Below are 12,118 nucleotides of genomic sequence, written 5' to 3'. Positions count from 1 at the left end.
GTCTGTCGAAAGTCGCGCGAGATGCGTCTGAAAGCGCCATCTCGATGAAGCCACAGGCACTCTCCGATGTCGATTGCCCGAACGGGTGAAATCGAGAACGCGGGTCATTCACTGACGAGCCCATGGGAGCATTATCCACCAGGTGCCGAAGGCACGGGGTGCCATAAATGCGAAGCCCACCGATGCGCAGGGGCATCGGTGGGCTTTTGATTGTTATCCGTTTCGACGGATCAGTTCCACTCGCGGATATCGACGAAGTGCCCGGCGATCGCGGCTGCAGCGGCCATTGCCGGCGAGACGAGGTGCGTGCGGCCCTTGAAGCCCTGACGGCCCTCGAAGTTGCGGTTCGAGGTCGAAGCGCAGCGTTCGCCCGGCTTCAGACGGTCGTCGTTCATCGCAAGGCACATGGAGCAGCCCGGTTCGCGCCAGTCGAAACCGGCGGCCTTGAAGATCTTGTCGAGGCCTTCGGCTTCCGCCTGTTCCTTGACGAGGCCGGAGCCCGGCACGATCATCGCGTCGACGGTTGAGGCAACCGTCTTGCCTTCGACGACCTTGGCGACTTCGCGCAGATCCTCGATGCGGCCGTTGGTGCAGGAGCCGATGAAGACGCGGTCGAGCGTGATGTCGGTCATCTTCGTGCCCGGCTTCAGGCCCATATAGTCGAGCGCGCGCCACTTCGAGGTGCGCTTGGTTTCGTCCGGAATGTCATCCGGGTTCGGAACGATGCCCTGGACGGAGATGACATCCTCGGGCGAGGAGCCCCAGGAAACGATCGGCGGCAGGCTGGCGGCGTCGAGGACGACGACGCGGTCGTAATGAGCGCCCTCGTCGGTCTGCAGCGTCTTCCAGTAGGCGATCGCCTGTTCCAGCGCCTCGCCCTTCGGCGCGCGCGGCTTGCCCTTGATGTATTCGAAGGTCTTTTCGTCCGGGGCGATCAGGCCGGCGCGGGCGCCGCCCTCGATCGTCATGTTGCAGACGGTCATGCGGCCTTCCATCGACAGCGCGCGGATCGCTTCACCGGCAAATTCGATGACGTGGCCGGTGCCGCCGGCCGTGCCGATCTCGCCGATGATGGCAAGGATGATGTCCTTGGCGGTGACGTGCGGCGGAAGCAGGCCGTCGACCCGCACCAGCATGTTCTTGGCCTTCTTCTGGATCAGCGTCTGGGTCGCCAGCACATGCTCGACCTCGGAGGTGCCGATGCCGTGCGCCAGCGCCCCGAAGGCGCCATGCGTCGAGGTGTGGCTGTCGCCGCAGACGATGGTCATGCCAGGCAGGGTGAAGCCCTGTTCCGGACCGACGATGTGGACGATGCCCTGGCGCTTGTCGCTTGCCGAATAATATTCGACGCCGAATTCGGCGGCGTTGGTGGCCAGCGCTTCCACCTGGATGCGGCTTTCCTCGTTCTTGATGCCGAGATGGCGGTCGGGCGAGGTCGGAACGTTGTGGTCGACGACGGCGAGCGTCTTTTCCGGCGCGCGAACCTTGCGGCCGGTCATGCGTAGGCCTTCGAAAGCCTGCGGCGAGGTGACTTCGTGGACCAAGTGGCGGTCGATGTAGAGAAGACAGGTGCCGTCCGGCTGTTCGTCGACCAGATGATCGTCCCAGATCTTGTCGTAGAGGGTACGCGGTGCGCTCATGGCGTTAAGTCCGTTTTTCTGAAGCTTTTGGAAAATCGAGAATGGCAGATCAGGCTCCGCCGGCCGTCATTCGATCAACGAAGTCGGCTGTTGAGCGCACCAGACACACACGCAAAAAACCGCGCCGGCAGGCGATAGTGATCCTGCAGCACGAAAATATGCGCACCAATGCATCTGAACTTGGATTCCATGGCCTGCATATACCAACTTTCCGCCGCCTGGGCAATGTTCTGCCAAAAGCCCTATGGGGTCAGCAAAAAGCGGTTATAAGGTCGAATATCCCTTGGGTGAAGCCGCTGCTCAATTCCAGCTACAGCTCAGTTCGTCTTGAAAGCAACTATAGCCGACATTGCCCGCCAAGCAGCGTAGGAGTGATCGATAAGATCCCGGGCCTAAGGTACGGCAGTAGCCAAATGATTTTTCTGAGACGATCGCCCAGTGCTCAGCGAGCTTCTTCTTTGCGTCAGCTTCATCCTGAAGGCACTTGTTAGTCTCGACATTCTTTTCATCGGCGTTCAGCATCTTTGAGGTTAGCCGGACACAGAACGAGCCGTCATATTCAGGCAACTCTGCTGCTTGCAGAGAATTCGATGTTGCAACAACGGGTACCAAAAGAAGCGACGCGACCGAAAATTCCAAGAGTGATATTCTCATAGCGTTTTTCCGCGACAGGTCAGCTTTCCCGAATAGCATTTTTCGCCGACAGCCAGCGAAAGACAGCCCATAAGCTGCTGATATGATTTCGTTTCGTTCTTGGTTCCCTTGTATTTCATACAGATTTTCATGTCATCGTCGGTGACCAGGAACCAATGTTTCTGCAATTGCTCCTTGAAGCGATTTTCGAAATTATTGCATTGCATATAGGCAAGGAAACGCTGGGCGGGCTTGATCGGATGTTGCGATACTTCTTCGCAGTAACCCTGGAAGACGGGCAGTTCGGCAGCCTTGGTCGAAAATGATATCGTGCTGATAAGAACAAAGACCGCCAAGAAAAGGGAGATGGGCGCTGTCATTCAAAAATGCTCCAAGATTTTTGCAACCTAAAAATTGCTCTTGGGGAAATGCAAGTAAAAAGTTGATGCATTCACCGCGACTTCATCCATTTCTCCGTCCGCCGGAGCGCCAGCGACAGGCCGATCGTCAGGATCAGATAGATATAGGTGACGATCGAATAGGTCTCGAAGAAGCGAAAAGAGCCGGCGGCATAGACCTTGCCCATCTGGGTGATGTCGGCGACGCCGAGCACGGAGACGAGCGAGCTGTCCTTCACCATCGAGACGAAATCGTTGGAGAGCGGCGGGAAGATCACCCGGATCGCCTGCGGGAAGACGACGGAGCGAAAGCGCCGGTAGCGCGACAGGCCAAGCGCCTTGGCCGCCTCGATCTGGCCGAGATCGACCGACTGGAAACCGGCCCGGAAGATTTCGGCGATGAAGGAGGAATAACCGACCGTCAGCGCGATGATCGCTCGCCACATCAGCGACAGGTCGCGCACCAGGATGGGCTCGGCCATGCCGGATGTCACCAGCGGCGAAATCAGGAAATTATAGGCTGCGACCAGAGCCGGCGCGCCGACGAAGGCGACGTAGAACAGCAGCACGAGGATCGGTATGCCGCGGATGATCTCGATGTAGAATCGCGCAATCTGACGCAGCACCTGGCTGTCGGCCATGCCGAGCAGGCAGATGCCGAGGCCGAGCACGGTGGCGAGCACGAAGGCGACCAGCGTGACGAAGACGGTGACGCCGACACCGTTGACGACGGTGCGGAAGACCTGGGCGTATATATCGTTGGCGACGATGACGACGGCAAGGACGATGCCGATCGTGACGAGGGCGACCAGCCACCAGGGATAGTCGTCCTTGACGTGTCTGTCGGGCGATGGTCGCAAGGCCATCAGCGGCTGCTCGGCGTCATTCGCCCATCTTGTAGTCGAGGAACCACTTCTTGTTCAGCCCATCCAGCGTGCCGTCGGCCTTGAGTGCGGCGATGGCGGCATTGACAGGGGCGACGAGGTCGGACCCTTTCGGGAAAATGAAGCCGAAATCTTCGGTGCCGAGCGGTTCGCCGATCAGCTTCAGGGCGCCGTTCGAGGCATCGACATAACCCTTGCCGGCGGTGCCGTCGGTCAGCACGACGTCGACATCGCCGGCCTTCAAGGCCTGGACGGTGGCGCCGAAGGTTTCGAAGAGCTTGATACGCGGGTTCTGCTCGTTGCCATCAAGCACTTCATAAACGGCGGTGTAGAAGGGCGTGGTGCCGGGCTGCGCGCCGACCAGGCCGTCCTTGAATTCGCCGAAGGACTTGGCATCGGTGAAGCGCTTCTCGTCGCCACGCACCAGCATGAACTGCTGCGAGCGCATATAGGGATCGGAGAAATCCACCTTTTGCTTGCGGTCTTCCTTGATGGTGATGCCGGTCATGCCGATGTTGTACTGGCCGTCGGAAACTGCCTGGATCATCGCGTCCCAGCTGGTGTTCTGGTATTCGACCTTGAAATTCAGCCGCTTGGCGATCTCGTTCATCGCATCATATTCCCAGCCGATCGCCTTGCCGGATTTCGGATCGACGAATTGCAGCGGCGGATAGGCATTCTCGGTGACGACGACGACGCTCTTGCCGCCGAGATCGGGCAGCTCGGCCGCCGATGCGGCGAGGGGTAGAAGAGCAAGGGCGGCGAAGCTCGCAAGAACGGTACGACGAAACAACATTGAACGGTTCCCCAAATTGAACGGCAAAAACTGTCACGGAAGATAGGCCCGAGGCAAGGCCGCCCACTGCGTGCCCGCGCAAAAAATAGAAAAGGCGACCCGAAGGCCGCCTTTCCAAGCAAAGAATTTTGCGTGGCGCAGATCTTATTCTGCTGCCGGTTCCGCTGCAGCGGCGGCTGCTTCTGCGGCGGCCTTTTCAGCAGCGGCCTTGGCTTCCGCAGCTTCTGCTGCTGCCCTCTCGGCGGCGAGCGCCTGAGCTGCTGCAACCTTTTCAGCTTCGATGCGTGCCTTTTCCTCGGCAATGGCGGCGCGCTCGGCGTCGTTGAGCTTGCGGGCGCGGACGCCGGTGTCTTCAACAATACGGGCAGACTTGCCGCGACGGTCGCGCAGGTAATAGAGCTTGGCGCGACGGACCTTACCGCGGCGAACGACGTCGACGCTTTCGATCATCGGCGAGTAGATCGGGAATACGCGCTCGACGCCTTCGCCGTAGGAGATCTTGCGGACCGTGAAGTTTTCCTGCAGGCCGCCGCCGGAGCGGGCGATGCAGACGCCTTCATAGGCCTGAACGCGGGTACGGGTGCCTTCCGTGACCTTCACGTTGACGCGGACGGTGTCGCCCGGGGAAAATTCCGGAAGCGTGCGCTTGGCTTCGATCTTGGCGGCCTGTTCGGCCTCAAGCTGCTGAATGATGTTCATCGTCTTAACCTTTGGTTCTTCTGAAACAGCCAGAGCGCTCAACACTGATCCTTCGGAACTGGCCTCAGGACTTTGCCCGTCAAGGGCGGGAGCGGATTCGCCATTCTTTGTTTGCTGGCAGACGGGGATAAACCCCATTTCCGCGTGCGCCAATACACGAAAGGCCAGGGCTTGTCATCCCTTGGACGGCATTTTTGTCAAAAGGGCTGCAAAATCAGCCGTTTTTCTCACTTTACAGCGCCGATCGTCTTTTCAGACGCGCTAAGGACGCTGTAACATTTTGAATCTCCGCATCGCACTTTCCGATATTCGATCCCGATTTTTGGGCCGATGCGCTAGTCTTTTTCGAGCAGATCCGGCCGCCGCTGCCGCGTCAGCCGCACCGCTTCCTGATGCCGCCATTTCTCGATGGCGCCGTGGTTGCCCGAGGTGAGGATCGCGGGGATTTCCCTGCCCTCCCATTCCTGCGGCCGGGTATAGTGCGGATGTTCCAGCAGTCCGCCTTCGAAGCTTTCGTGCAGGCCGGAAAGATCGTTGCCCATGACACCAGGCAGGATGCGGATGATCGCATCGAGCACGATCAGCGCCGCCGGCTCGCCGCCTGATAGGACGTAGTCGCCGATCGAGACCTCTTCCAGGCCGCGCGCCTCGATCACCCGCTGGTCGATACCCTCGAAGCGGCCGCAGACGATGATGACGCCGTCGCCCGCCGCGAGCTCGCGCACACGCTCCTGCGTCAGCGGCCGGCCGCGCGGGCTCATCAGCAGTCGCGGGCGGGTATCGTTTTCTGAGGCGCTGTCGATCGCACGCGCAAGAACGTCGGCCTTCAGCACCATGCCGGCGCCGCCGCCTGCCGGGGTGTCGTCGACGGTGCGGTGTCTGTCGGTGGCGAAGTCGCGGATCTGCACCATGTCCAGCGACCATTGCCCCCGCTCCATCGCCTTGCCGGCGAGCGAGAAGCCCAGATGCCCCGGAAACATTTCCGGATAAAGTGTCAGCACGCTCGCCCGGAAAGCCATCACTTCTTCTTTTTCGGCTTGTCGGGAGTGAATTTCGAAAGCTCTTCGGGATCTTCGACCAGCCCCGCCGCCAGCGGATCGATCAGCAGCGTGCCGGCCTCGAGGTCGATCTCCAGTACCGAGGCTTCCGAGAAGGGGATCAGCACCGGGCGTTTGCCCGGACCTTTGAGTTCCAGCAGGTCGCCGGCGCCGAAATCGAACACGCCGGTGACCGTGCCATAGCTGACACCCTTGTCGTCACGCGCCTCGAGCCCCTCGAGGTCGGCGTAGTAGAACTCGTCGTCCTCCAGCTCCTCGTCCGGCAGGTTGTCCCGCTCGATATAGAGTTCAAGCCCGTTCAGAGCCTCGGCGGCATTGCGGTCGTTGACGCCGCGGAAACGGACGACGACGACATTCTTCATCTCGCGGATTTCGAGGACTTCGAAGCTGCGGCCGTCCATGCTGTGCAGATGGCCGTAGTCGCCAAGCGCGCCGGGATCGGCCGTATAGGCCTTGGCGCGCACCTCGCCCCGGAGGCCTTGCGCGCCACCGATCGTCGCCATCAGAACGGGGTTTTCAAGCTTGGTCATGGGTTCCTTCATGTGAAGCCGAAAGACAGGTTTCTCATAAACGAAGTGCAGGCGATTGGAAACGAAAACGGGCGGCATGTCGCCATGCCGCCCGCTCGAAGAGAATGTCGCGATTATTCCGCGGCGTCGGCAGCAGCAGCCGCAGCGTCGGCGACCTTCTGAGCCTTTTCGGCGGCGCGTTCCTGGGCGCGCTTACCGGGCTTTGCCTTGACCGGGTTGTTCTTGACTTCGCGCTTGGCAACGCCGGCCTCATCGAGGAAGCGCAGAACGCGGTCGGTCGGCTGAGCGCCGTGTTCGATCCAATGCTTGATGCGCTCGGCGTTCAGCTGAACGCGCTTCTCATCGTCCTTGGCAAGCATCGGGTTCCAGGAACCGAGGTTTTCGAGGAAGCGGCCGTCACGCGGGCTGCGCGCATCGGCGAGAACGACGTGGTAATACGGGCGCTTCTTGGAACCACCGCGGGCGAGACGAATTTTCAGTGCCATGTTCTTTACTCCTTGGGCTTTTCTTGACCGCTATCTTGAGCGGTACGGGTTATCGGGCTGCAGCGCTCTGTTCAGCGTGATCCGCAGCGATCTGCTCATGATGCCGGATGACTTCCTTGATGACGAAGTTCAGAAACTTCTCAGCGAAATCCGGGTCCAGATTGGCGGCTTTCGCCAGCTGGCGAAGGCGTTCGATCTGGTATTCCTCGCGCGCCGGGTCGGCCGGCGGCAAATTGTATTTGGCCTTCAGCACGCCGACCTCTTTGGTGCAGCGGAAGCGTTCGGCCAGCATGTGCACGAGAGCGGCATCGATATTGTCGATCGACTGACGATAGCTCGCGAGCTGGGCTTTGACGTTTGGATCAATCATGGGGCAAGCGATCCTTTCACTTCTTCTTCGGCAATCCGGGCAATCCCGGGAAACCACCGCCAAGGCCCGGCAGCTTGGCGCCGCCGAGGCCCGACAAACCACCCGGCAGACCGCCGAGACCGGGCATGCCCCCACCCGGTTTTCCAAGCCCCGCCGCTTCCGCCTGCTTCTGCAAGGCCTCGAGCTGCCGGGGATCGATATTCGAGAGATCGGGCATGCCGCCACCCATGCCGCCCATGCCGCCGCCGAGCCCCATCTTGCCGGCAAGGCCGCCCATCATCTGTTTCATCATGCCGCCTTTGCCCTTGCCGCCCATCATCTTCATCATGTCCGCCATCTGGCGGTGCATCTTCAGAAGCTTGTTGATGGCGGCGGCATCGGTGCCGGAACCGGCGGCGATGCGCTTCTTGCGCGAATGCTTGAGCAGGTCGGGATTGGTGCGCTCGGCTTTGGTCATCGACTGGATGATGGCGATCTGGCGGCCGAAAAGCTTGTCGTCGAGGCCGGCTGCGGCCATCTTGTCCTTCATGCCGGCCATTCCGGGCATCATGCCCATGATGCCGCCCATGCCGCCCATCTTCTGCATCTGGCGCAGTTGGTCGGCGAGGTCATCGAGATCGAACTTGCCCTTGGCCATCTTGGCGGCCATGGCGGCTGCCTTCTCGGCGTCGATGTTTTCCGCCGCGCGCTCGACGAGCGAGACGATGTCGCCCATGCCGAGAATACGGTCGGCGATGCGGCGGGGATGGAATTCCTCCAGCTCGTTCATCTTCTCGCCGACGCCGATCAGCTTGATCGGCTTGCCGGTGACGGCACGCATCGAAAGAGCGGCACCGCCGCGGCCATCGCCGTCCATGCGGGTCAGCACCAGACCGGTGATGCCGACGCGTTCGTCGAAACTGCGGGCGAGGTTGACGGCGTCCTGACCTGTCAAACTGTCGGCGACCAACAGGATTTCATGCGGGTTCGAGCGCTTCTTGATGTCGGCCATCTCGACCATCAAGGGCTCGTCGATATGCGTACGGCCGGCGGTGTCGAGGATGACGACGTCATGGCCACCAAGCTTTGCGGCTTGAACGGCACGAGCAGCGATATCGGTCGGCGACTGGCCTGATATAATAGGCAGCGTGTCGATATTGGCCTGAGCGCCGAGCTGGCGAAGCTGCTCCTGCGCGGCCGGACGGCGCGTGTCGAGCGATGCCATCAGCACCTTCTTCTTCTCGCGCGTCGACAGGCGATGGGCGATCTTCGCCGACGTCGTCGTCTTGCCGGAGCCCTGCAGGCCGACCATCATGATGACTACAGGGGCAGCGGCATGAAGGTCGACGCCAACGCCTTCGCCCCCCAGCATCTCGATTAGTTCGTCATGCACGATCTTGACGACCATCTGGCCGGGCTTGATCGACTTCAGGATCTCGGCGCCGACGGCCTTTTCACGCACGCGGTCGGTGAAGGAACGCACGACGTCGAGCGCGACGTCGGCCTCCAGCAACGCACGGCGAACCTCACGCAGCGCTGCGGAAACATCGGCTTCCGAAAGCGCGCCACGGCCTGTCAGTCCATTCAGAATGGATCCAAGACGGTCCTGGAGGTTTTCAAACATCGGCTCTTCCTTGATACGTTTCGGGCGGGTTTGGATATGCCCGGAAACGTCGTGCTTTTCCTTGACGAAAACAAGACGCAAAGCCAAAAAGCACCCGAGGGCGCATCGCGCTGTCGGGTGTTGACCTCCGGGATCTTAAGGTCCCGGTCGGCGGCTCGGAGTCATGCGGCTCGTCGCGGATTGGGCGCGATAAACAGGAAAGCCGCGCGAAAGTCAAGGCAATGCGGACAAATGACCGCATGACGGACTTCTCAGAACCCGTGTGACGAGAGGGCGGTGGCGTTCGCCGTCGTCTCACTCAGCGGTTGTGGCAAAAGTACACATTCAAGCAAATCGATGTAATGGCTCGCGCAATCCCCCAGGGTTTAAGGTTTTGACGATAAATATTCCAGTCGGGGCCTGAATTCGCTGGCAACGCCAGTTGCAAATTATTCGGCGTGTGATTCTACTTTCTACTTAAGTGCGTCCTGTAAGATGATTCGTGAATATCCTTGATGCCGAATGAATCGGCGGAGATATCGAATGCTAAATGCTGATATTGAGAGCTGGGCGCTGGCGCGGGCCCATCATATTGTCCTGAACGAAGGCCTGAATCTTGCAAAGGCGGCACAGGATCTGGATCGCAAGCGGTCCCGCTCGCTGGTCTACGAGCTGAGAAAGGTCATTACCGCAGCTATTGTCGAAGCCCATGCTGCGTCTTTCGATCCCGACGGGGCGCAGCGGTAAGAGCCGAACTGCTGCCTCAATGGGTCAGCGGGCCGCAACGCCTGCCCGGCACTCACCCACTGGTAATTCCTTCGCATTTCCGCCATATACACCGGAAAGACAGACGGAATGATACCCATGAGCGCAACGGTCGAATTCGCGAGGATGAACGGGCTTGGCAACAAGATCCTGGTTGTCGACATGCGCGGCCGGCCGGACAAGGTGACCCCGGCGGCAGCGGTCGCGCTCAATGCCGATCCGCACACGGAGTTCGATCAGATCATGGCGATCCATGATCCGAAGGCCGAAGGCACCGATGCCTTCATCGATATCCTGAATTCCGATGGCTCGAAGGCCCAGGCCTGCGGCAACGGTACGCGCTGCGTCGTGCAGGCGCTTGCCGCCGAGACCGGCAGGAAGGTCTTTACCTTCCAGACGGTCGCCGGCATCCTCAACGCCGTCGAGCACGAGGACGGGACGATCTCCGTCGATATGGGTCGGCCGGTGTTCGATTGGGACAAGATCCCGCTGGCGGAAGAATTTCACGACACCAGCCGCATCGAGTTGCAGATCGGTCCGATCGACAATCCGGTGCTGCATTCGCCTTCGGCAATGTCGATGGGCAATCCGCATGCGATCTTCTGGGTGGACAGGGACGTGATGTCCTATGACCTCGCCCGTTTCGGACCGCTGCTCGAAAACCATCCGATGTTTCCCGAGCGCGCCAATATCACGCTGGCGCAAGTGACCTCTCCGACATCGGTGACGACGCGCACCTGGGAACGCGGCGCGGGACTGACGCTTGCCTGCGGCTCGGCTGCATGTTCGGCTGCCGTCAGTGCTGCGCGCACCGGCCGCACCGGCCGCAAGGTGACGATCAATGTGGCAAGCGCCAAGCCACCGGCCACACTTTCCATCGAATGGCGCGAGCGCGACGATCACGTGATCATGACCGGTCCGGCCGAATGGGAATGGTCGGGCAGGCTCGATCCTTCGACCGGTCTCTGGTCGCACGAGGGTACCCGAGAGGCGGAGGCGCAGTGAGCGGCATCGAGGTCATTACCTTCGGCTGCCGCCTCAACACATATGAATCCGAAGTGATGAAGGCGCAGGCTGAGAAGGCCGGGCTCAACAACGCCATCCTGGTCAACACCTGTGCCGTGACCGGCGAGGCCGTGCGCCAGGCCCGCCAGGCGATCCGCCGGGCACGGCGCGACAATCCGCATGCCCGCATCATCGTCACCGGCTGCGCCGCGCAGACGGAAAAGCAAACCTTCGCCGCGATGGCAGAGGTCGATGCCGTGCTCGGCAACGAGGAAAAGCTGACGACCGCTTCTTATCGCGGCCTGCCGGACTTCGGCGTTTCGGCCGAAGAGAAACTTCGCGTCAACGACATCATGAGCGTCAAGGCGACGGCGCCGCAGATGGTCAGGCACATCGACGGCCATGTGCGTGCCTTCATCCAGGTGCAGAATGGTTGCGACCATCGCTGCACCTTCTGCATCATTCCCTATGGCCGCGGCAATTCCCGCTCGGTGCCGATGGGAGCCGTCGTCGATCAAGCCCGCAAACTGGTCGACGGCGGTTATCGCGAGATCGTGCTGACCGGGGTCGATGCCACCAGCTATGGCTGCGATCTGCCCGGTGCCCCGACGCTCGGGCTTTTGGCCAAGACGCTGCTGAAACAGATCCCTGATATCCGCCGCCTGCGGCTTTCCTCGATCGACAGCATCGAAGCCGATGCCCATCTGATGGATCTCATCGCCGACGAGCCCCGTTTCATGCCGCATTTGCATCTGTCGCTGCAGCATGGCGACGACATGATCCTGAAACGCATGAAGCGCCGGCATTTACGCGCCGATGCGTTGCGTTTCATCGAGGATGCGCGCCGCCTCCGCCCCGAGATGAGCTTCGGCGCCGATATGATTGCCGGCTTTCCCACCGAAACCGAAGAGATGTTCGACAATGCCGTGCGATTGGCGGAAGAAGCCAATATCGCTCATCTGCATGTCTTCCCCTATAGTCTGCGTCCGGGCACGCCGGCCGCCCGCATGCCGCAGCTCGACCGGTCGCTGGTCAAGGATCGTGCCGCAAAGCTACGCGCCGCTGGACATAGGCTGCATCAATCCCATCTCGATCGGATGATCGGAACCCGGCAATGGCTGCTTGTTGAAAACAACGGCCTGGCGCATACGGAGAACTTCACGCTGGTCGCAGCCCCCGGCCTTCGTCCCGGCGAACTTGTGCCGGTCACGATCACCGGCCACAATGGCAAGCATCTCGACATGCAATTGACGGCCGCAGCAGCGGCCTGACT

Annotated in this window: 14 protein-coding genes; 3 read left to right on the top strand and 11 right to left on the bottom strand. The window is 60.7% G+C overall.

Annotation, left to right across the window (positions count from 1 at the left end; all coding sequences use genetic code 11):
- Positions 1-230: 230 nt before the first annotated feature.
- The 11 genes from leuC to ffh form a co-directional block, all read right to left on the bottom strand.
- Complete coding sequence (leuC, locus tag AC25BC_RS20675) at positions 231-1,640, bottom strand: 3-isopropylmalate dehydratase large subunit (protein ID WP_017966174.1); 1,410 nt, start codon at positions 1,638-1,640, stop codon at positions 231-233.
- A gap of 300 nt (positions 1,641-1,940) precedes the next feature.
- Positions 1,941-2,294 carry a hypothetical protein gene (locus tag AC25BC_RS20670; protein WP_012759377.1) on the bottom strand — a complete coding sequence of 118 codons (354 nt, stop codon included), beginning with the start codon at positions 2,292-2,294 and terminating at the stop codon, positions 1,941-1,943.
- Positions 2,291-2,653 (bottom strand): hypothetical protein, encoded by a 363-nt coding sequence (locus AC25BC_RS20665; protein WP_113546737.1) that lies wholly within the window; start codon positions 2,651-2,653, stop codon positions 2,291-2,293. Before AC25BC_RS20665 ends, AC25BC_RS20670 begins: the two co-directional genes overlap by 4 nt.
- Positions 2,654-2,724: 71 nt before the next feature.
- A complete protein-coding gene (locus tag AC25BC_RS20660; RefSeq protein WP_012759375.1) occupies positions 2,725-3,537 on the bottom strand; it encodes an amino acid ABC transporter permease in 813 nt (270 codons plus the stop codon).
- A 16-nt stretch (positions 3,538-3,553) separates the two neighbouring features.
- Positions 3,554-4,351 carry a basic amino acid ABC transporter substrate-binding protein gene (locus AC25BC_RS20655; RefSeq protein ID WP_011653909.1) on the bottom strand — a complete coding sequence of 266 codons (798 nt, stop codon included), beginning with the start codon at positions 4,349-4,351 and terminating at the stop codon, positions 3,554-3,556.
- A gap of 144 nt (positions 4,352-4,495) precedes the next feature.
- On the bottom strand, positions 4,496-5,050 hold the full coding sequence (gene rplS / locus AC25BC_RS20650; RefSeq protein ID WP_012759374.1) for a 50S ribosomal protein L19: 555 nt from the start codon (positions 5,048-5,050) through the stop codon (positions 4,496-4,498).
- A 335-nt stretch (positions 5,051-5,385) separates the two neighbouring features.
- A complete protein-coding gene (trmD, locus tag AC25BC_RS20645) occupies positions 5,386-6,069 on the bottom strand; it encodes a tRNA (guanosine(37)-N1)-methyltransferase TrmD (protein WP_128438329.1) in 684 nt (227 codons plus the stop codon).
- Entirely contained in the window at positions 6,069-6,638 is a 570-nt protein-coding gene (gene rimM / locus AC25BC_RS20640; RefSeq protein ID WP_012759372.1) for a ribosome maturation factor RimM, read from the bottom strand. Before rimM ends, trmD begins: the two co-directional genes overlap by 1 nt.
- Positions 6,639-6,751: 113 nt before the next feature.
- Entirely contained in the window at positions 6,752-7,123 is a 372-nt protein-coding gene (gene rpsP, locus AC25BC_RS20635) for a 30S ribosomal protein S16 (protein ID WP_003543667.1), read from the bottom strand.
- A 49-nt stretch (positions 7,124-7,172) separates the two neighbouring features.
- A complete protein-coding gene (locus tag AC25BC_RS20630) occupies positions 7,173-7,493 on the bottom strand; it encodes a chorismate mutase (RefSeq protein ID WP_003543666.1) in 321 nt (106 codons plus the stop codon).
- Positions 7,494-7,509: 16 nt separating this feature from the next.
- Positions 7,510-9,096 (bottom strand): signal recognition particle protein, encoded by a 1,587-nt coding sequence (gene ffh, locus AC25BC_RS20625; RefSeq protein WP_017995448.1) that lies wholly within the window; start codon positions 9,094-9,096, stop codon positions 7,510-7,512.
- Positions 9,097-9,597: 501 nt separating this feature from the next.
- Here ffh and AC25BC_RS20620 point away from each other — a divergent pair.
- From AC25BC_RS20620 to mtaB, 3 genes are all read left to right on the top strand, one after another.
- Positions 9,598-9,822 carry a hypothetical protein gene (locus AC25BC_RS20620; protein WP_017962453.1) on the top strand — a complete coding sequence of 75 codons (225 nt, stop codon included), beginning with the start codon at positions 9,598-9,600 and terminating at the stop codon, positions 9,820-9,822.
- A gap of 117 nt (positions 9,823-9,939) precedes the next feature.
- Positions 9,940-10,845 (top strand): diaminopimelate epimerase, encoded by a 906-nt coding sequence (dapF, locus tag AC25BC_RS20615; RefSeq protein ID WP_128438328.1) that lies wholly within the window; start codon positions 9,940-9,942, stop codon positions 10,843-10,845.
- A complete protein-coding gene (gene mtaB, locus AC25BC_RS20610) occupies positions 10,842-12,116 on the top strand; it encodes a tRNA (N(6)-L-threonylcarbamoyladenosine(37)-C(2))-methylthiotransferase MtaB (protein WP_012759366.1) in 1,275 nt (424 codons plus the stop codon). Before dapF ends, mtaB begins: the two co-directional genes overlap by 4 nt.
- The last annotated feature ends 2 nt before the right edge of the window (positions 12,117-12,118 follow it).

Source organism: Rhizobium sp. WSM409, from assembly GCF_057653825.1.
This window is presented reverse-complemented; position numbering and strand designations above follow the sequence as displayed.

Excerpts from the sequence above, each read along its gene's own strand:
- rplS (WP_012759374.1), bottom strand. The coding sequence starts at position 5,050 with ATGAACATCATTCAGCAGCTTGAGGCCGAACAGGCCGCCAAGATCGAA.
- dapF (WP_128438328.1), top strand. The coding sequence starts at position 9,940 with ATGAGCGCAACGGTCGAATTCGCGAGGATGAACGGGCTTGGCAACAAG.
- AC25BC_RS20670 (WP_012759377.1), bottom strand. The coding sequence starts at position 2,294 with ATGAGAATATCACTCTTGGAATTTTCGGTCGCGTCGCTTCTTTTGGTA.
- rpsP (WP_003543667.1), bottom strand. The coding sequence starts at position 7,123 with ATGGCACTGAAAATTCGTCTCGCCCGCGGTGGTTCCAAGAAGCGCCCG.
- AC25BC_RS20665 (WP_113546737.1), bottom strand. The coding sequence starts at position 2,653 with ATGACAGCGCCCATCTCCCTTTTCTTGGCGGTCTTTGTTCTTATCAGC.
- rimM (WP_012759372.1), bottom strand. The coding sequence starts at position 6,638 with ATGACCAAGCTTGAAAACCCCGTTCTGATGGCGACGATCGGTGGCGCG.
- AC25BC_RS20655 (WP_011653909.1), bottom strand. The coding sequence starts at position 4,351 with ATGTTGTTTCGTCGTACCGTTCTTGCGAGCTTCGCCGCCCTTGCTCTT.
- AC25BC_RS20630 (WP_003543666.1), bottom strand. The coding sequence starts at position 7,493 with ATGATTGATCCAAACGTCAAAGCCCAGCTCGCGAGCTATCGTCAGTCG.
- trmD (WP_128438329.1), bottom strand. The coding sequence starts at position 6,069 with ATGGCTTTCCGGGCGAGCGTGCTGACACTTTATCCGGAAATGTTTCCG.
- leuC (WP_017966174.1), bottom strand. The coding sequence starts at position 1,640 with ATGAGCGCACCGCGTACCCTCTACGACAAGATCTGGGACGATCATCTG.
- AC25BC_RS20620 (WP_017962453.1), top strand. The coding sequence starts at position 9,598 with ATGAATCGGCGGAGATATCGAATGCTAAATGCTGATATTGAGAGCTGG.
- ffh (WP_017995448.1), bottom strand. The coding sequence starts at position 9,096 with ATGTTTGAAAACCTCCAGGACCGTCTTGGATCCATTCTGAATGGACTG.
- AC25BC_RS20660 (WP_012759375.1), bottom strand. The coding sequence starts at position 3,537 with ATGGCCTTGCGACCATCGCCCGACAGACACGTCAAGGACGACTATCCC.